General features: G+C 67.9%; 18 protein-coding genes and 1 tRNA gene. 8 read left to right on the top strand and 11 right to left on the bottom strand.

What is annotated here, in order from left to right; all coding sequences use genetic code 11:
- Positions 1–182: 182 nt before the first annotated feature.
- The 5 genes from DDE13_RS06730 to DDE13_RS06710 all read right to left on the bottom strand — a co-directional run bounded on the left by DDE13_RS06730 (position 183) and on the right by DDE13_RS06710 (position 5,527).
- On the bottom strand, positions 183–1,220 hold the full coding sequence (locus DDE13_RS06730; protein WP_162630890.1) for a LacI family DNA-binding transcriptional regulator: 1,038 nt from the start codon (positions 1,218–1,220) through the stop codon (positions 183–185).
- A 494-nt stretch (positions 1,221–1,714) separates the two neighbouring features.
- Positions 1,715–1,791: transfer RNA gene (locus tag DDE13_RS06725), tRNA-Arg, on the bottom strand.
- A 118-nt stretch (positions 1,792–1,909) separates the two neighbouring features.
- Complete coding sequence (locus DDE13_RS06720) at positions 1,910–3,310, bottom strand: sensor histidine kinase (RefSeq protein WP_111402724.1); 1,401 nt, start codon at positions 3,308–3,310, stop codon at positions 1,910–1,912.
- A 51-nt stretch (positions 3,311–3,361) separates the two neighbouring features.
- Positions 3,362–4,777: a dihydrolipoyl dehydrogenase family protein gene (locus tag DDE13_RS06715; RefSeq protein WP_111402722.1), complete on the bottom strand. Its 1,416-nt coding sequence runs from the start codon at positions 4,775–4,777 to the stop codon at positions 3,362–3,364.
- 3 nt (positions 4,778–4,780) lie between these two features.
- A complete protein-coding gene (locus DDE13_RS06710) occupies positions 4,781–5,527 on the bottom strand; it encodes a TVP38/TMEM64 family protein (RefSeq protein ID WP_111402777.1) in 747 nt (248 codons plus the stop codon).
- Positions 5,528–5,808: 281 nt separating this feature from the next.
- On the opposite strand from DDE13_RS06710, the gene rpmH reads away from it, so the two are divergent.
- From rpmH to yidD, 3 genes are read left to right on the top strand one after another with little or no spacing between them, the layout of a single operon-like run.
- The gene (rpmH, locus tag DDE13_RS06705) at positions 5,809–5,943 is read left to right on the top strand and encodes a 50S ribosomal protein L34 (RefSeq protein WP_084350332.1); all 135 of its coding nucleotides are present in this window, start codon (positions 5,809–5,811) and stop codon (positions 5,941–5,943) included.
- 17 nt (positions 5,944–5,960) lie between these two features.
- The gene (rnpA, locus tag DDE13_RS06700; protein ID WP_111402720.1) at positions 5,961–6,401 is read left to right on the top strand and encodes a ribonuclease P protein component; all 441 of its coding nucleotides are present in this window, start codon (positions 5,961–5,963) and stop codon (positions 6,399–6,401) included.
- Positions 6,398–6,619 carry a membrane protein insertion efficiency factor YidD gene (gene yidD, locus DDE13_RS06695; protein ID WP_111402718.1) on the top strand — a complete coding sequence of 74 codons (222 nt, stop codon included), beginning with the start codon at positions 6,398–6,400 and terminating at the stop codon, positions 6,617–6,619. The genes rnpA and yidD overlap by 4 nt, the downstream gene beginning before the upstream one ends.
- Before the next feature lie 145 nt (positions 6,620–6,764).
- Here the strand turns inward: yidD and DDE13_RS06690 are convergent, their stop codons facing one another.
- Positions 6,765–7,736: an alpha/beta hydrolase gene (locus DDE13_RS06690; RefSeq protein WP_111402716.1), complete on the bottom strand. Its 972-nt coding sequence runs from the start codon at positions 7,734–7,736 to the stop codon at positions 6,765–6,767.
- 130 nt (positions 7,737–7,866) lie between these two features.
- On the opposite strand from DDE13_RS06690, the gene ttcA reads away from it, so the two are divergent.
- Positions 7,867–8,742 (top strand): tRNA 2-thiocytidine(32) synthetase TtcA, encoded by an 876-nt coding sequence (gene ttcA / locus DDE13_RS06685; protein WP_111402714.1) that lies wholly within the window; start codon positions 7,867–7,869, stop codon positions 8,740–8,742.
- 87 nt (positions 8,743–8,829) lie between these two features.
- A complete protein-coding gene (locus tag DDE13_RS06680) occupies positions 8,830–10,395 on the top strand; it encodes an EAL domain-containing protein (RefSeq protein WP_111402712.1) in 1,566 nt (521 codons plus the stop codon).
- 156 nt (positions 10,396–10,551) lie between these two features.
- On the opposite strand, the gene DDE13_RS06675 is transcribed toward DDE13_RS06680, so the two are convergent.
- A complete protein-coding gene (locus tag DDE13_RS06675) occupies positions 10,552–10,911 on the bottom strand; it encodes a nuclear transport factor 2 family protein (protein WP_111402710.1) in 360 nt (119 codons plus the stop codon).
- 33 nt (positions 10,912–10,944) lie between these two features.
- Positions 10,945–11,847: an oxygen-dependent coproporphyrinogen oxidase gene (gene hemF, locus DDE13_RS06670; protein WP_111402708.1), complete on the bottom strand. Its 903-nt coding sequence runs from the start codon at positions 11,845–11,847 to the stop codon at positions 10,945–10,947.
- A 113-nt stretch (positions 11,848–11,960) separates the two neighbouring features.
- Between hemF and DDE13_RS06665 the strand changes: the two genes are divergently transcribed.
- A complete protein-coding gene (locus tag DDE13_RS06665; RefSeq protein WP_162630889.1) occupies positions 11,961–12,347 on the top strand; it encodes a hypothetical protein in 387 nt (128 codons plus the stop codon).
- Positions 12,348–12,359: 12 nt separating this feature from the next.
- Here the strand turns inward: DDE13_RS06665 and DDE13_RS06660 are convergent, their stop codons facing one another.
- The 3 genes from DDE13_RS06660 to clpS are packed head-to-tail and all read right to left on the bottom strand — an operon-like array spanning position 12,360 to position 14,563.
- The gene (locus DDE13_RS06660) at positions 12,360–13,184 is read right to left on the bottom strand and encodes an SDR family NAD(P)-dependent oxidoreductase (protein WP_111402704.1); all 825 of its coding nucleotides are present in this window, start codon (positions 13,182–13,184) and stop codon (positions 12,360–12,362) included.
- The gene (locus DDE13_RS06655; protein WP_235868617.1) at positions 13,181–14,194 is read right to left on the bottom strand and encodes a class I SAM-dependent methyltransferase; all 1,014 of its coding nucleotides are present in this window, start codon (positions 14,192–14,194) and stop codon (positions 13,181–13,183) included. The genes DDE13_RS06660 and DDE13_RS06655 overlap by 4 nt, the downstream gene beginning before the upstream one ends.
- Before the next feature lie 21 nt (positions 14,195–14,215).
- Positions 14,216–14,563: an ATP-dependent Clp protease adapter ClpS gene (gene clpS / locus DDE13_RS06650; protein WP_235868616.1), complete on the bottom strand. Its 348-nt coding sequence runs from the start codon at positions 14,561–14,563 to the stop codon at positions 14,216–14,218.
- 97 nt (positions 14,564–14,660) lie between these two features.
- Here clpS and DDE13_RS06645 point away from each other — a divergent pair, with 97 nt between their 5' ends.
- Together DDE13_RS06645 and DDE13_RS06640 are read left to right on the top strand one after the other, a co-directional pair.
- Positions 14,661–15,356, top strand: a complete 696-nt coding sequence (locus DDE13_RS06645; protein ID WP_111402702.1) for an HAD family hydrolase — start codon at positions 14,661–14,663, stop codon at positions 15,354–15,356.
- A 186-nt stretch (positions 15,357–15,542) separates the two neighbouring features.
- On the top strand, positions 15,543–17,162 hold the full coding sequence (locus DDE13_RS06640) for a D-alanyl-D-alanine carboxypeptidase family protein (protein WP_111402700.1): 1,620 nt from the start codon (positions 15,543–15,545) through the stop codon (positions 17,160–17,162).
- The last annotated feature ends 87 nt before the right edge of the window (positions 17,163–17,249 follow it).

Here is a 17,249-nt window from a genome sequence, read left to right as displayed (position 1 = left end):
GGCTGATCTTCGTCTTTGCGTCGGGCACAAGGAAACCTACAACCGAAACGTTTCCATATTTATCCGAAACGTTTCGGATGACATATCAGGACAGGTGCAACGAGTCAATCGCGCCTGCGCGCACCCAGTGGGTCCGGCAGTTCGACATGGATTTTCCGGTGTTTCCAATGACCCCGGCGGTGTCAGCCGCGGGAAGATCCCGCGGGCGGCGGCGCGACCGACAGGCCTGGGACCGCTTCGGGCGCCAGCAGTCCGGAATCGGGTTCCGGGTCACCCCCGGCGATGGTCTGGCTCATGGTGTCTGCCAATGCGGCCCATGCGGCATGGAGCGCGGAGCGGGTCACGCTTGGAACCGGGTCGAACCCGCTTGCGGGATACTGCGCCAGCACGTCGTCATGGGCGGTCACGGACAAGTCTTCGGGGATGCGCAGCCCGCACGCCGCCGCGGCGTCCCACACCCCGCGCGCCAGCATCGTGTTGCCCGCGATGATCCCGGTCGGGCGGTCGGGACGCCGCAGACGATCCAGCGCAACCGCGCGCCCACGGTCCTGCGTCATCGGGCCATGCGCCACGTCCAGCGTGCTCGGGTCGATCCCGCGGACAGCAAAGGCGTGCCGCGCCCCCGCTGTCCGTGTGCTCGAATAAATCCGGTGGTCCTGCCCGTTCAGGAACAGGATGCGGCGGTGACCGGCATCGAGAAGCCAGCCCGCCAGCACCTCCCCCACCCTGAAGTTGTCGAGGTCGACAAAGGGATGCGGGCGACCGGGATACTGACCGTGCACGACAAAGGGCATGTTGCGGTCCTGAAGATACGCGACACGCGGATCGGGTTCCTGCAACTCCGTCAGAATGAAACCGTCGATCCCGCCGCCATGGAACAACAGGTCGAACGCCCCCGTCACCTGCGCGTCGGAATCGACGACATGGAGCAGGAATTTCAGCCCGTGGCGCGAAATCGCCTGGGAGATCCCGACCACCATGTCGAACATGATCTCCCGGCCCGATGCGTCGATATCGCTGGGAATGACCATGGCGACAAACCCGGTCTGGCCGGTCTTGAGCCCCTTGGCGATCGCGTTCGTGCGATAGCCGAGCCGCGCCGCGGCCTCACGCACCTTGGCGCGCGTCGCCTCCTTCACGTCGTCATGACCGCCCAGCGCCCGGCTCACCTGCGTGACCGATACGCCGGTCGCCTTGCTGATATCCTTCAGGGTAACCATGATGCGCAGGCAGTCCTTTCGGCAGTCGCTTGACCGCGAAAGATGGACACAAACCCGCCACATGCGCAAGCAGCGTGGGCCCGGCACAGCACCCCCGCATGCCACGAAACGGCAGCGCGCGCGCAACGTTCCGGCATGCCGGGCCACGCGCCTGCGGCGGCGACGGACATGGCCAGCGCCGAACCAAATGTCCGCGCCACCGGACCGCGCGCGGGGGCCGAACGGGCCAACAAGCGCGCGCCGCAATGCACAGGCAAGTGCCGATCAGCCGCAAGACGCCGTGGCGCAAGATCGTGGCATGCGGAAAGGCAGCACACCGCGGGAATTTCGATGGCTTGGCCAACGCCGCCGCAGCCATTTTCCCAAAAGGCAATCGCAACGGAAACTGTCAGCGTTCTGCCGTTCACGCTGGATCGCGGAACGATCCACACCGGGCCACCCGCCAGGGCGAACCCGCGATTTCAAATCCGGAAGAATTGTTCAGTTGGAGGAAATGGCGCGCTGGGGAGGATTCGAACCCCCGACCCCTTGATTCGTAGTCAAGTACTCTATCCAACTGAGCTACCAGCGCGTAGGGCGGCGTTCTAGTCCGGGGTGCGGACGACCGCAAGGGGTAATCTGCGCAAATCCGCCTGCCCCCCCGCGCGCGCCCATGCCCGAGTACCGCAAGGCAGGGCAACAGGGATCGCTCAGTCGACCGTGCCCTGCGGCGCCGCCCGGTCGCGGGGGAGCAGGATTTCGAAGACCGTGCCCTCCGGCCCCGTCCGTTCAAGCCGCAATTTGCCGCCGTGACCGCGCACCAGTTCGGCCGCGATCACAAGCCCAAGCCCGATGCCGCCTTTACGGAAGCTCCCCTGGAAGGGCTTGAAAAGATGCTCGCGCGCCTTGGGCGGCAGGCCGGGGCCGGTATCGCACACCCGCACGCGCCACTCGGCGTCGGTCGTCGTCGCCTCCACCCGCACGTACCCCGGCCGTCCGGTCGCGGCGAGGGCCTGTCGCGCGTTGCGCACGAGATTGCCCAGCACCCGCAGGACCTGGTCCGCATCGCAGCGCAGCATCAACCCCGGCGCCACGGCGTTTTCCAGTGTCACGGTATCGTCGCCGGCGGCCATCCGTTCGCTGTCGAGCGTATCCTCGACAAGGGAATGCAGGTCGTGATGGCCCAGCCGCGGCGGCGGCTCTTCGGCCTTGCCGAAGGCGAGTGTCCCTTCGCACAGGCTGACCGCGCGGCTGATCGCGCCCACCAGCTTGGGCGCGGACCGCGCGACGCGCGGATCGTCGCTGCGCCCCAGCGTGTCGGCGAACAATTGCGCCGTGGTGAGGATGTTGCGCAGGTCGTGGCTCACCTTGGCCACGGCACCGCCGAGCTGCGCCAGCCGTTCCTTCTGGCGCAGGGCGCTGCTCAGGTCGGTCTGGAGCGCCTGGAGGGCGGTCTCCGCATCGCGCAGTTCCCGCACCGTGGCGCTGGGGGCGATGATGCGGCGCGCATCCTCCGGCGCCTCCGCATAGGCTTTCATGTGGGACACCACGTTGCGGATGGGGATCACCATCATCTGGCGCACGGCGAAGAACAGCAGACCCGCCGTGACCGCCGAGATAACCGCCGACAGGACCAGGATCCGGAACCCGTAATCCAGCATCGCGGCGCGCAGGGGCGCGGTGTCCATGGTGATCTCGATCATCAGACCGGCATCGCGGGTCGGGTTGCCGATCACCCGGACGATCCGGTCCTCGCGCGACAGGATCTGCCGCATCGCATCGCCGATCAGCGCTGCCGCCATGGGCGCGCGCAGGTCATAAGTCGCCGCGATGGGCCGGGGGATCTGCGATGACAGCACGAGTTGCCGGGTCGCATCGCGGCGCAGCACGACGTTGTAGACCTCGGCGTTCTCCAGCAACTCGACCTCGAGCTGCGGGTCCACCATGCCTTCGGACAACAGCGCAAGCGACGCGATCTGCGCCCGTTCCAGCCGGTCCAGCAGGTAGTCCTGCCGGAAACGCGCGACCGAGGGTACGAAGATCAGCACTTCGGCCAGCATCACGAACAGGATCGTGAGCACGAGGAAACGCCCGGATAACGTGTTGAGCATGGGCGGTTGCGCGGCTCCTTGCGGCTTCGGGTCCGGTCGCGGCGGGGCAGCCTAGGGCAGGATGCGCTGCACCAGACCCACGATCCGCTTGACCGTTGCGCTTTCGAACAGGCGCGGGCTGAAATAGGCACCCGCCGCCCGTTTGCCAATCTCGCCCAAGGTCGGATAGGGGGCAACCATATTCGCGACCGCAGTCAGTTTGAGCCGGTTGGCGATCACCAGCGCCCAGAGCCCGATCAGTTCGCCTGCCTGCGGCCCGACGATGGAAACGCCCACTGGCCGCCCGCGCACCACCATCAGTTTCAACAATCCGTCGGTCTGACCCTGGGCTATGGCGCGGTCGTTGCCGGAAAACGGCACGCGGTAGACTTCCAGCTTGTCGCCGTGGTCCTTGCGCGCCTCGGCCTCCGTCAGCCCGACCTGTGCAAGTTCCGGGTCAGTATAGGTGGCGCGCGGGATATGGTCGGTGCGTGCCTTTGCGGGCAGGCCGAACAGGGCCGAACGGATCACGAGCCCAGCGTGATAGCCCGCCAGATGGGTGAACTGCGCGCCACCCGCCGCATCGCCGACGGCGTAGATCCGGCGGTTCGTGCTGCGCAGCCCGGCATCCACCGTCACGCCGCGCGGCGTGTGCTCCACCCCCGCCGCCGCAAGGTTCAGCCGGTCAAGGGCCACGCGCCGCCCCACGGCCACCAGCAGGTGCGAGCCGGTCACGTCACCCGCGCCGGTGGTGACGGTGATCGCCCCCGCCTGCCCCGCCACGGCGGTCACGGCGGTGTCTTCGCGGATCTCGATCCCTTCGGCGCGCAGATTTTCGAGCGCGATGGCGGCAAGCTCGGGATCCTCGCGCCCCAATGCCTTGGCCGCCTCGATCACGGTGACACGGCATCCCAGCCGCCGGTGCGCCTGCGCCATCTCCATCCCGATGGGTCCGCCCCCGATGACGATCAGGTGCTCGGGCCGGTCGCGCAGGTCGAACACGGTCTCGTTCGTCAGGTAGGGCACGCCGTCCAATCCCGGAATGGGCGGCACGAACGGCCCCGACCCGGTGGCGATGACGAAGCGGCGCGCGGTGATCTCGTGCCCGCCGGCCTCCAGCGTGCGCGGGCCGGTAAAGCGGCCCCAGTCCTGGATGACGCGCACGCCCAGCCCCTCGAACCGCTCCACGCTGTCATGGGGTTCGATGGTGGCGATGGCGCGCGTGACATGATCCTTGGCGGCGGCGAAATCGACATGGGGCACGTGGGGTGCCACGCCAAAGGCTGCCCCGCTTTCCTGCGCGTGGGCGGCCTTGGCGGCCGCCAGCAGCGCCTTCGAGGGCACGCAGCCATAGTTCAGGCAATCGCCTCCCATCTTGTGGCCTTCGACCAGCACGGTCCGCGCGCCCATCTGCGCCGCACCCGCCGCCACCGACAGCCCGCCCGAGCCGCCGCCGATGATGCAGATGTCACAGGTGATCTTGTCCATGATTCACAGACCTTTCTTGCCGCGCACGGCCTTGAGAACGATGGGAAGGGCGGCCAGAAGGCACAGCCCGAGGATCGGCAGCAGGATCGGCGGGGTGAAGATGATCCCGAGATCCGGGGTCTCGCCGCGTTCGAACACTTCGCCCAGCCCCGCGCCGACCGAGGTATAGACGAGCCCGCCGGGGATGATCCCGAGGAAGGTGGTGATTGCAAAGCGGCGCAGCGGCACGCCCACCAAGGCGGGCACGAGGTTGGCCACGAAGAACGGCACCGCGGGTACAAGGCGGATCAGGAACAGCATCTCCCACTGGTTGGCGTCGATCCCGTCCTTGATGCGCCGCACCGTGCCGGTGGAGGTATTCATCCGCGCCACCAGCCGTTCGCCGAACCCCCAGCGCGCCGCGAGGAAGATGCCGACCGCCCCCAGCGTCGCCGCCGTCACGTTGAACAGAACACCCGGAAAGGTGGAGAACAGGAAGCCGCCCGTGAGCGTGGCAATGGTGGCCCCTGGCAGGCTGAAAGCCACGATGGCCGCATAGGCGGCGACGAACGCCGCGACGGTCAACGCGTAATGCGTGTCGCGGAACGCGATCAGCGCCGCGCGGTTCTCGGCCAGCGCCTCGAAGCTCAGGTAATCGCGCAACGCGTAGCCGCCGACCAGGGCGACGACGACGATGGCGAGGATCGGAAGCCGCCGGGCGATCCCGCCCTGGCTTCGTCGCTTGGCGGCGGGTTGCGGGTCATGGGTCATCCGGGGCACCTCGGGCTGTTGGCTGACCAACACCTGCCCTGTCCGGCGCGATGGGCATACCCCTTCTCACGCCCCATTGATGCATCGGGGCCGGGCGTGACCGGGACGGGGGTTTTGTTTCAGTCCTGCCCCCCGCGCATCCCGGATTCCGGGCAAAATATTGCAGGTTTCGCCCCGGAGCGGAATTGACGGGCCGTGCTTTTGCCCCTAACAGCGGGGCTTCGATATTCCCCGGCCGCGCGAATCCGCCGCGCAGAGCCGCAAACAACGGAGACGGCGCGATGAAACGCACCTTTCAGCCGAGCAACCTGGTCCGCAAGCGGCGCCACGGTTTCCGCGCACGCATGGCCACCAAGGCCGGCCGCAAGATCCTGAACGCGCGTCGCGCGCAGGGTCGCAAGTCGCTGAGCGCGTAACACCGCGGGCGTAGGCCATGGCCGGACCCCAGGTTCCCGGCGACACGCAGACAGACCGCGCCGCACCGCAAGGTGACGGCGCTTTCCCTGTTGAAACGCATCTGCAGCTTCAGACACTCACGCGGCGTGCGGATTTCCTTGCTGCGGCCCGCGCGCGGCACCGGGCCACGTCCGGCTTCATCGTGCAGGCCCGCGCCCGCCGCGAAGATGAAACGGCCCCGGAGGCCCTGCGCGTCGGGTTCACCTGTTCCAAGAAGGTCGGCAATGCCGTGGCCCGCAACCGCGTGAAGCGGCGGCTGCGCGCGTTGGCCCGCTCCGTGCTGCCCGCGCATGGCCAGAGGGGCTGGGATTACGTGCTGATCGGGCGGTCGGGCGTGACCGCCACACGGGATTTCGCCGTGATGCAGGCCGATCTCGCCGATGCGCTCGACCGGCTCCACGGCACAGGCGCGCCGTGACCCCCCTTGCCCATGTGGTAGCCCTGCCCGTGCGCGCCTATCGGTTGCTGCTGTCGCCATGGGTCGGACACGGCTGCCGCTTTCATCCCACCTGTTCCGCCTATGCGCTGGAGGCGCTGGAGCGTCACGGGGCGCTCCACGGCGGCTGGCTCGCGGCGCGGCGTATCGCGCGCTGCCATCCCTGGGGCGGTTCGGGGATCGACAACGTTCCAGACTGACCGATCCGCGGACCACGCCCCGTGAGCGTGATCGGTTGCGCCCGGTCCGCTCGGACATGCGCACCCGGCGGCCGGCACGCACGGATCTTCCGACATGGCAGGTCGACGGCGCGCGAGACCGCTTCCGGGCCTGTCGCGGCACGGACTAGCCTTGCGCCACCGGCGCCGCCTTCATCGCCAGCGCTTCACCCGCCTGTTCCCGGGTGGTGATCCCGTGGCGGTCCGTGTCGCCCATGATCGTCTCATACGCATCGCGCAGGAACGTCCTGTCGGTGAAATACCAGCGATGCCCGGCAAAGGGATCGTCCCTGTAGGCATCTGCCACCGCCTTGAACCGCGCCGAGCAATCCACGTTAACCGCCTTGCGCGGGCTGTCCACGGGCAAACCCACGCGGCCCGCGCGCGGCGCCACGCCGATCCGCTTGATGTTCGACAGTGACAGCACGCTGTCGTAGTGGTTGAAGAAATTCGTCACCCGGTTGCAGTGCCGGTAAAGCGACGAGGATTTCGGCTGCCCATCCGCCAGCGACCCCGCCGCCACATCGGCGCCGAACAGCAGCACCTGGCTGATCGACCAGCTCACCGACGCGACCGACCGGCGGTCATCGGCATAGTCGAACGCCTCGCGCACTACGAAGCTGCCCATCGAATGGGCCATCACGTGGAGGTTGATCTCGCACTCCGGGCGCTGCATCCGGACGAAGCTCTCGATGCCTTCGCGCATCAACAGGTACGCGGTCTGCCGCGCATCCCAGCGGTCCTCCAGATAGTTGAGTGCACTGTCCGCAGAGGGCCAGTCGAAGCCGACCACCGCGCCGGTGAACCCCTCCGCCTCCAGCCCTTCGCGCAGGTTGCGAAGGCGCGCGAGCATGGTCGCCGGGTCGTGATTGTAGCCATGGACGTAGATCACGATATCGCCGATGGGCTGACCGGTAACGGGGTTCGTGCGTCCCGCCGCCACGTCCTGCACGGCGCGGATCCACGCCGTCTTGCGGACCTGGTGATCCGGCGCGGGGGCGCCTGCGCCCGCCGGCACCTCTAGGAAACGCACCGGCCCGGGTTCGCTCCCGAAGCTGCCCTTTTCGATCCGGCGCGCCGTGAAAACGTAATCGACCATCCCTGCCTCCGATCCTGGGGTGCCCGCAGGCTAAACGCTTGCCCGCGAAAGGCGAGAAAAATCCGCCACCCGCAGCCGGGCTTTGCGCGCGGCGCTTGCCAGGGCGGGGCGCGGACGCTAGGGCAGCGCCATGCTTGACGATGGCGACGACATCCACCCCCTGTTCCATGGCGCACCCGGAACCACCGAGTTCCGGAAGCTGCGCAAGCGCATCGTGCGCCAGGCGCGCGAGGCGATCGATGCCTACGGGATGGTGGACCGGTCCGACACGGCGCGGCGGCCACGCTGGCTCGTGTGCCTGTCGGGCGGCAAGGACAGCTACACGCTTCTGGCGGTGCTGCACGAATTGCAGTGGCGCGGGCTTTTGCCCGTGGACCTGCTGGCCTGCAATCTCGACCAGGGGCAACCGGGCTTTCCCGCGACCGTCCTGCCGGAATTTCTGGAACGCATGGGCGTGCCGCACCGGATCGAATACCAGGACACCTATTCCATCGTCATGGACAAGGTGCCCGCCGGGCGGACCTATTGCGCACTGTGTTCGCGGCTGCGGCGGGGCAATCTTTACCGTATCGCCCGCGAAGAAGGTTGCGAGGCGGTCGTGCTCGGCCACCACCGCGACGACATTCTCGAGACGTTCTTCATGAACCTGTTCCATGGCGGGCGGCTGGCGACGATGCCGCCGAAGCTGCTGAACGAAGACGGCGATCTCTTCGTGCTGCGGCCGCTGGCGCATGTGGCCGAAGCCGATTGCGACCGGTTCGCCCGCGCCATGGGCTATCCCATCATCCCCTGCGATCTCTGCGGCAGCCAGGACGGGCTGCAACGCCAGCAGGTCAAGGCGATTCTCGACGGCTGGGAGGCGCGCAGCCCCGGACGGCGCCAGGTGATCTTCCGTGCGTTGACCAATGCGCGCCCGTCGCATCTTCTCGACCCGAAGCTCTTCGATTTCGCGGGCCTGGCACTGGCCGCGCGCACCGAACCGGGCACACCCGAAGACATCGATTAAAATACAGCACAATTTCCGGCAGGCCGATTAACCCGGCCGTCATGGCCCGCGCGCGATCACGGGACCACGGCAAAGGGAAGAGGTGCGATGACCGGTCGGAATGCAACAGCTCTGACGGCGACGGGGCACTGGCTTGTCCGCAAGGCGGAAGGCCGTGGCGCGGCCTGGGGCGTCGCCACGCTTTGCGCCTGCGTGATGGTCGCGGGACTTGCGGGCGCTTGGTGGCTCGCCGTTGTGCTGGCCATTGCGGCGGCGGCGGTCCCTGCGCTTTGGTCCTGGCCCGTGTTCCGGCGCCATGCCGCGGCCCCCGCTGGCGCCGCGGCTGCCATCGCCCGCGCGCTGGCAGCCGAAGGCGACGCGGTCTGTCTCTGGCTGAGGCTGTCGGACCCGGCGACCGGGGCCCCCCCTGACCACCCTGTGATGGTGGCGCGCACGGCCCGCCTTGCGAAGATTCTGCGCGCCGGCGACCAGATCGAACGCCGCGGCAGCGCAGATATCGTGATCGTGCTTGCGCCGGGATCGGCGCCCGATCTTGAAGACGCGGTCCAGTTGGCGGCTCGTGTGCAGGGCGCGGTCACCGCGTCCCTTGCGGAAGCGGATTGCGGCGGCATGCAGCTCGCCGCCACGGTCGGTCTGTGCCGCGGCGCGGATATCGCGCCGGCAAATCCGGGCCGCGGGGCAGCCGCCTCCGACGCGGAACCGGGGCGGCGACCCGCGACACCCGCGGCCATCCTGGACGCCGCGGCGGCGGCGCTGGCCGATGCGCTCGCCGAAGGTGTCGGGACGATCCGAGTCTTCGCACCGGGCATCCGCGACCGACAATCCCGTCGGACAGCGCTCGCAAGGGATGCTGCCAGGGCGCTTGCGGCCGGCGATTTCACGGCCTGGTTCCAGCCGCAGATCTGCACCGATACGGGCCGCATCAGCGGCTTCGAGGCGCTGGCGCGGTGGACCCATCCGGATCACGGGCTGGTGCCGCCTGCCGATTTCCTGCCCGCGCTGGCAGCCGCGGGACTTCTGGAACGGCTTGGGAATGTCATGCTCGACCAGTCTCTCGACGCGCTGACAGCGTGGGATCGGGCCGGATTCGACATACCGTCAGTCGGTGTGAACATGTCGGAAGCCGATCTGCGCGACCCGCATCTGGCGCAGCGTATCGCGTGGATGCTCGACCGGCACGACCTGCATGCCGACCGGCTGGCGATCGAGGTGCTGGAAAGCGTCGTGGCCGCCGGCGGCAGCGGCGCCGGCGACAGCCCCGTGTTGCGCAATGTCAGGGCGCTGGCCAACATGGGCTGCCGGATCGATCTCGACGATTTCGGCACGGGCCACGCGTCGATCACGACCCTGCACCGGTTGCCCGTGCGGCGGATCAAGATCGACCGCAGTTTCGTGACCGGCGTGGATCAGGATCGCGCGCAGCAGAAGATGATGATGACCATCCTGTCCATGTGCGACCATCTCGGGCTCGAATCGCTGGCCGAGGGCGTGGAAAGCCAACCCGAACACGCGATGCTGGCGCAGCTCGGCTGCAACCACGTGCAGGGGTTCGGTATCGGCCGCCCCATGCCGTTCGACGCCTGCTGCGACTGGCTGCGCACGCGAGACGCCGAACTCGATGCGGCCATGCGCCCGATCCGCCGCCACCCCTGACACGGCCACCTTCCCGCATCGCTGTCGGGCAGTCGCCGTCGCCGACCCGCCGTGCCGCCCCTGCGGCGCACATCATCTCAACAGTCCTGCTGCAACGCAACCCGGCGTGGCCAGGCGCCTCGACCGGCATCATCCGGTGACCGCCGAAAGCTGTCGTCAGGACCCGTAATAGAACTCTTCGCGCACGATGCGCCCATCGGCGACCGTGTAAATGGCGACCTCGGCCATCCGGGTCCGCTCGCCGAACAGGGTTGCATCGATCCGGAAGATCACCGCGAAGCGGTCATCGCCATGGTTAAAGGGGCCCTCGACCTCCGCCGCGTGCACCGTCGCATTCTCGGCCCACCACGCATGCTTGGCCCGGATCGCGTCCAGCCCTTCGGCGACCCGTCCGTTGCCCGTGTCCTGCGCCTCCACGGAGACCGCCTCCGGCGCGTAGAGCCGTTCCAGGTTGGCCTCCTCCGTCCCCGCGCGGCAGCCATCCACCAATGCCTGCGCAATTTCGGAAAGTGTCATGGCGTTCTCTCCTCCATGGCCTTCAGCCGCAGCCTACACCCATTTGGCCAGCGGCGGGAGGCTCATCAGAACCGCGTTGGCATCGTGCCCGGTTTCAAGCCCGAACTTCGTCCCACGGTCATACACGAGGTTGTATTCCGCATAGAGACCGCGATGCACCAGTTGCGTGTCGCGGTCGGCATCGGTCCAGGCCATGTCCCGGCGGCGTTCGACACACGGAACGAATGCCGGCAGGAACGCCTGCCCCACAGCCTGCGTGAAGGCGAAATCCGCCTCCCAGTCGCCGGTGTTGAGATCGTCGTAGAATATGCCGCCCACGCCACGCGCCCGCCCCCGATGCGGCACGAAGAAGTATTCGTCGGCCCAGGCCTTGAAACGATCATAATAGTCCGGAGCGTGCGCATCGCAGGCCGCGCGCAACGTGTCGTGGAACGCCGCAGTATCCTGCGCATACTCGATGCAGGGGTTCAGGTCCGACCCGCCGCCGAACCACCACGCCCCCGGTGTCCAGAACATTCGCGTGTTCATGTGAACCGCCGGACAATGAGGGTTCTGCATATGCGCGACAAGGCTGATCCCCGAAGCCCAGAAGCGCGGGTCGCTGTCCATCCCCGGCACGCCGCGCGCGGCCATGGCGGCCTGTGCCTTCGCGCCCAGAACCCCGTGCACGGTGGACACGTTCACGCCCACCTTCTCGAACACGCGTCCGCCGCGCATGACGCTCATCAGCCCGCCACCCGCGTCGCTGCCATCTTCGGACGTGCGCCGCGTCTCTCGCAGCTCGAAACGGCCGGGGGCCAGATCCGCCGTCGGCCCGGTGACCTGCGCATCCTCCAGCGCCTCGAACCGCGCGACGATCTGGTCGCGCAGTTGCCGGAACCACGCGGCGGCGCGGGATTTCTGGTCGGTCAAGGGGTCTGTGGCAGTGTCGGTCATCGAAGTCTCCTCGTTTCGGCAAGGCTTAGCAAAGCCGGACGCCGGGCACCATCGCGGCGCATTGCCCCTTGCCCCAACGCGCAACGACGATACCGTTGCTGAAGGAGGCGGCGATGCACCCGACCGTTCTGCGCACCATCGTGATGATCGGCTTGCTTGCGTTCCTCGCAGGCTGCGCCGACCCGCGGCGGCAATGCGTGCGGGACGTGACCGCGGAGCTTCAAGCGCTCGACGCGCAGATCGCGGCCAGCCAGCGTGCTCTCGCCACCGGCACGCGGGAGGAATTTCGCCGCCCTGCTGTCGCGGTCGGCGTATCGGTTTGTGGCAGTCCTGCGTCCAATGTCGGCATCTGCGCCGACACGACCCGCCCGCCGCAACGTGTTCTGGTGGCGGTCGACCCGGCGGTCGAAGGACGGACCCTGTCCGCGCTTCAGGCGCGGCGGGCCGAGCTTCTGGTCAACCGCGATCGAGACATCGCACGCTGCGCCGCCGTGCGCTAGGATCGGTGTCGGTCAGTGCGCCGGCGCATTCACCGGATCGAGAAGCGTGCGCCCGCCATCGACCGTAAGGATCTGGCCGGTCATGAAGGCAGACCCGTTGGACGCGAGAAACCGCACGGTTTCAGCCAGTTCGGAGGGATTCGCGATCCGCGACATGGGCGTGTGATCGACGATGTCCGAGCGGTAGTCGCGGTTCTCCCGCAGTGTTTCCTTGAGGCTCGATGACATCACCGACCCGAAGGCAACCGCGTTCACCCGGATGCGCCAGGGCGCCAGCGCCACGGCCATCGACCGTGTCATCTGGTCCAGCGCCGCGGTGGACACCGAGAAGGCCAGAAGCTGCGGATGCGTCCGCCGCGCCGCGATCGACGACAGGTTGACGATGGAGCCGGCGGGCCGCTGCGGGGCATCCTCGTCCTCGTCGGCTTCCTTCGCCTGCGCGATCATGCGCTTGGCGGCCATCTGCGACATGCGCAGCGCCGTCATCAGGTTCTGGTCGAGTTGCTGGGTCACGATCTCGTCCTGGTCGAGCAACTCGTCCTCGGGCGTCGCCACCATCTGGCGCGACGCGTTCACGAGGATATCGAGCCTGTCGAATTTCTCGATCGTGGCGGACATCAGGTTGGCCAGCGTCAGCCGCTCCCGCAGGTCACCCGCGAAGAAGGCCGCGGTGTCGCTGTCCGCGTCGTCGGCCAATTCGTCCTTCAGGCGATCTTCGTCCATGTCGGCGAACATCACGTTGGCGCCGGATTCGAGCAGGTGGCGCGCGATGGCCAGCCCGATACCATTGGCGGCCCCCGTGACGATCGCCGTCTTGCCTTCGACCGAGAAACTCATGGGCGGGCTCCGTTGCGGGCTGTGCGGGGGCGCGTGGCGTGCAGAATCTTGAACCCCGGCGGTGTATCAACCATACGCCATTCCGCGAACAGCGACTCGAGCGTGGCTTCATAGGGCAGATGCCGGTTGGCGACCAGCCAGAGCGCGCCGCGCGGGCCAAGCACCCGCGCCGCTGCGCCGATGAAGCTGCGCCCCAGCGCGGGATCGGCTGCCCGGCCCGTGTGAAAGGGCGGGTTCATCACGACCGCATCGAGTGGCGCGGGCGCCTGCCATGCCGTGGCATCGGACCAATGCAACACGGCACGGGCATCGGTGACATTGGCGCGTGCCGCCTGCAGCGCCGCGTGGTCGGCTTCGACCATGTGCAGTGCCGTCACCCGGTCATGGGCGAGGATTTGCGCCGAAAGCCACCCCCAGCCAGCGCCGAGATCCGCCACCGCCCCCGCCAGGTCCGGGGGAAGCGCCGCGGCCAGTGCCACCGATCCGGGGTCGATCCCGTCGGCGGAAAAGACGCCCGGCGCCGTTCGGAACCCCGGCGCCGCCTGCATCTCGTCAGGGGCCATGTCGGCCAGCCGATCATTCCCCACGCGCCCCGCGAACAGCCGCCCATGTGCCTTGGTCAGCGACGCCGCGCACTGCAATCGCCCCCGAAGCGCCCGGAACAGGCTGTCCACCCCGTCCGTCTTCGCCCCATCCACGGCAAACACACCGTCGGGCGTCAGCCGGGCGGCCGCCGCCGCGGCCCAGGCATGCCCCAGTGCACGGGCGCGCGGCAGGGCGATCACCGCTAGATCGAAGGGCCCCGTGGCATCGGTCAGGTCTGGTCCGACACGCAATCCGGCGGCGGCCATGCGGTCATGGTCCGGTTGCTGGGGCTGGACATACCGCGCCGCAGAATAGGCCGCGCACAGAGGGTGCCCCGCCCCTGCGCCCAGCACGAGCACCCGTAGCCCCTCGCCTGCGGGCAGAAGACCCTGGTCAAGGGCTGCGTCGATTCGGGAACCGGACATCGGATCAACCGGCCGCGCCGGTCATTCCTTTTCCATCGTGCATTGCAGCGGATGCTGGTGGCGCCGTGCGAAATCCATGACCTGTCCGACCTTGGTCTCGGCCACTTCGAAGGAGAACACGCCCACCACCGCCACACCCTTCTTGTGCACGGTCAGCATCAGTTCGAACGCCTGCGCATGGGTCATCCCGAAGAATCGTTCGAGAACATGGACCACGAATTCCATCGGCGTGTAGTCATCGTTCAGGATGAGCACCTTGTAGAGCGGCGGACGCTGGGTGCGGCTGCGCGTCTTCGTGACCAGCCCCACATCGTCATTGGGGCCGGGCTTGTCGGCGGCGAGGATCGTCGGGCGGGCTTGCAATTTCATGCTCCACGGTTTCCACAATCGTGGCTTGGCGTCATCATATAATTGCGGGGGCCGGTCTGAAAAGGGGCCGTCCGCCCCGCATCGCAGGAGCCCGCACATGCCTACCGTCACCACCGTCGCCTTCGATGCCGACGACACACTGTGGCACAACGAAAGTTTCTTCCGGCTGACCGAGCAGCGTTTCACGGACCTGTTGCGGGATCACGCCCCGCCGGATCACCTTGCGGAACGGCTGCTCGCGGCGGAGCGGCGAAATCTCGGACATTACGGCTATGGCATCAAGGGCTTCATGCTGTCGATGATCGAGACCGCCATCGAGGTGACGGAGGATCGCGTACCCGCCCGCGTGATTCGCGAAATCATCGAAGCCGGGCAGGACATGCTCGCCCATCCGATCGACCTGCTGCCCCACGCCCGCGACGCGGTGGAGGCCGCGGCGCAGACCCACCGGGTCCTGCTGGTCACGAAAGGCGACCTTCTGGACCAGGAGCGCAAGCTGGCGCAGTCCGGGCTGGGCGATCTGTTTCACGGCGTGGAAATCGTCAGCGAGAAAACCTCGGCGGTCTACACCCGCATCTTCAAGCGGCATGGCGACGGGGCCGACCGTGCCATGATGGTGGGCAATTCCATGAAATCCGACGTGCGCCCGGCCATCGACGCGGGCGGATGGGGCGTGTTCGTGCCCCATGGCCTGTCCTGGGCGATGGAACATGCCGACCCGCCGCAAGGTCATCCCCGCTATCGCGAATTGGCGGACCTCGGCGGGCTCGTGGCACTGCTGCAACAGGTCTGAGTCAAGCGGTTGCGCCCGATCCGAGCCGCCGCGCCATATGTGCCCCGCGCGCTTATCCGCAAGTTGTCCATGCGGCAGCTTTGGCGAAAATCGGTGCCGGGTCAGATATTTCTGTGCTACTGTTAATCTACAGGCAACCATACCGACCGAAAAATCGGCGGCGGGCAGACAGAGGCAGGTGACGTCATGAAACGTCCGGGACGATTCGCCCTTGCAGGGGCGCTGGTTCTATTCACGTATCTTTTGGCCGGGGCTGCTGCGGCGGCACCCTACGCGGCGATGGTGATCGACGCGCGATCGGGCGAGGTGCTGCATTCGCGCAACGCGGACACACGGCTCCACCCGGCATCGCTGACGAAGATGATGACGCTCTATGTCGTCTTCGACGCGGTCGAACGGGGCGAGATCACGCTCGACACGCCTGTGCGGGTGTCCCGCAACGCGGCGTCGGAACCGCCGTCGAAGCTGTATCTGAAAGAAGGGCAGCGCATCCGGCTGCGCTACCTGATCCGCGCCTCGGCGGTGAAATCGGCCAATGACGCGGCAACGGCCATGGCAGAGGCGATCTCGGGTTCGGAAGCGGCCTTCGCCGACCGCATGACCCGGACGGCGCGCGCGCTGGGGATGAACGACACGACCTTCAAGAACGCCCACGGGCTGACGGAATCGGGGCACCTGTCCACGGCGCGGGACATGACCACGATGGGCCGGGCGCTGTTCTACCACTTCCCCGCCTACTATCACCTCTTTTCCCGCAACGCGGTCGATGCCGGGGGCAAGACCGTCTACAACACCAATCGCAAGCTGCTGGCGGCCTATCGGGGCGCGGACGGTATCAAGACCGGCTACACCCGCGCAGCCGGGTCGAACCTCGTGGCCTCGGCGGAACGCGGCAGCGAGCGTGTGATTGCGACCATGTTCGGCGGCAGTTCCTCGGCGGCCCGCAACGCCCGCGTGGCGGAACTGCTCGACATGGGCTTCCAGCGGGCGCCGACGCAGGTGGCACTGAACCGGCCGGCACGTCCCGACCTCACGATGATCGCCCGCAGCGGACCCTCCACCGCCCCGACGATGCAGCTTGCCGTCGCGCGCAGTGACCGGCCGCTGCCGCGCCCCGTGCGCGTGACGGCTGTCAATGTGGCCGACGTCGATGTGGCCAGCGTGATCGCATCCACAGAAGCCAGCGTGGAAGACAAGCTCGACGGCGTGGCGGCGGCGCAGGCCGCATCCACCGCGGGTGTCTCGACGGATGCGGCGATCGCGGCGGCGCTCGTGCCCGAAGACCTGCCCGCGGGCATCTCGGCGGACGACTCTGCGATGGCCAGCGCCGGCGGCGTGGCCCTTGCGGTGCTTGCGCCCGCGGCCAGCGCGGCAACGGTCGCCGATGCCGACACCCCTGCGCCTGACAGCGCCGCAGCCGTCGAGGAGGGTGACCCGGCGCTGGTCGCGGCCGTGGCACCGCCGCCGCGTCCCGCGGTCATCACCTTTTCCACGAAGGACGCGGATCCCGCCACCCCCCTGCCCGAACCGCGCCCCGAAAGCGTGGTGGTCGCGCAGGTCTCGGCGTCGAACGTCAAGACCTGGGGCATCCATGTCGGCACCTTCGCCAGCCGCTACGAGGCCGAGCGCATCCTGCTGCGCACGGCGCTGATGGAAATCGACACGCTCGATGCGGCGCGACGGCTCGTGGTTCCGCGCAACACGGGCTTCGCGGCGGAGTTCACCGGGCTCGACGCGCAAACCGCGGCGCTGGCCTGTCAGCGGCTCAGCGCGCGGCAGCAGCGTTGCGAAACGCTCGGCCCCTGATTCCACCGACCGCGGAGCCGCCGACCGACCCGAAGACCCGCCAAGGCATGGCGGGTCTTTTTCATTGATCGCCACGATGCAGGGCAC

The organism is Meridianimarinicoccus zhengii (assembly GCF_003254465.1).
GTDB classification, from domain to species: domain Bacteria; phylum Pseudomonadota; class Alphaproteobacteria; order Rhodobacterales; family Rhodobacteraceae; genus Meridianimarinicoccus; species Meridianimarinicoccus zhengii.
The sequence above is the reverse complement of the archived record's forward strand: the minus strand, read 5'-3'. Positions and strand labels throughout refer to the sequence as shown.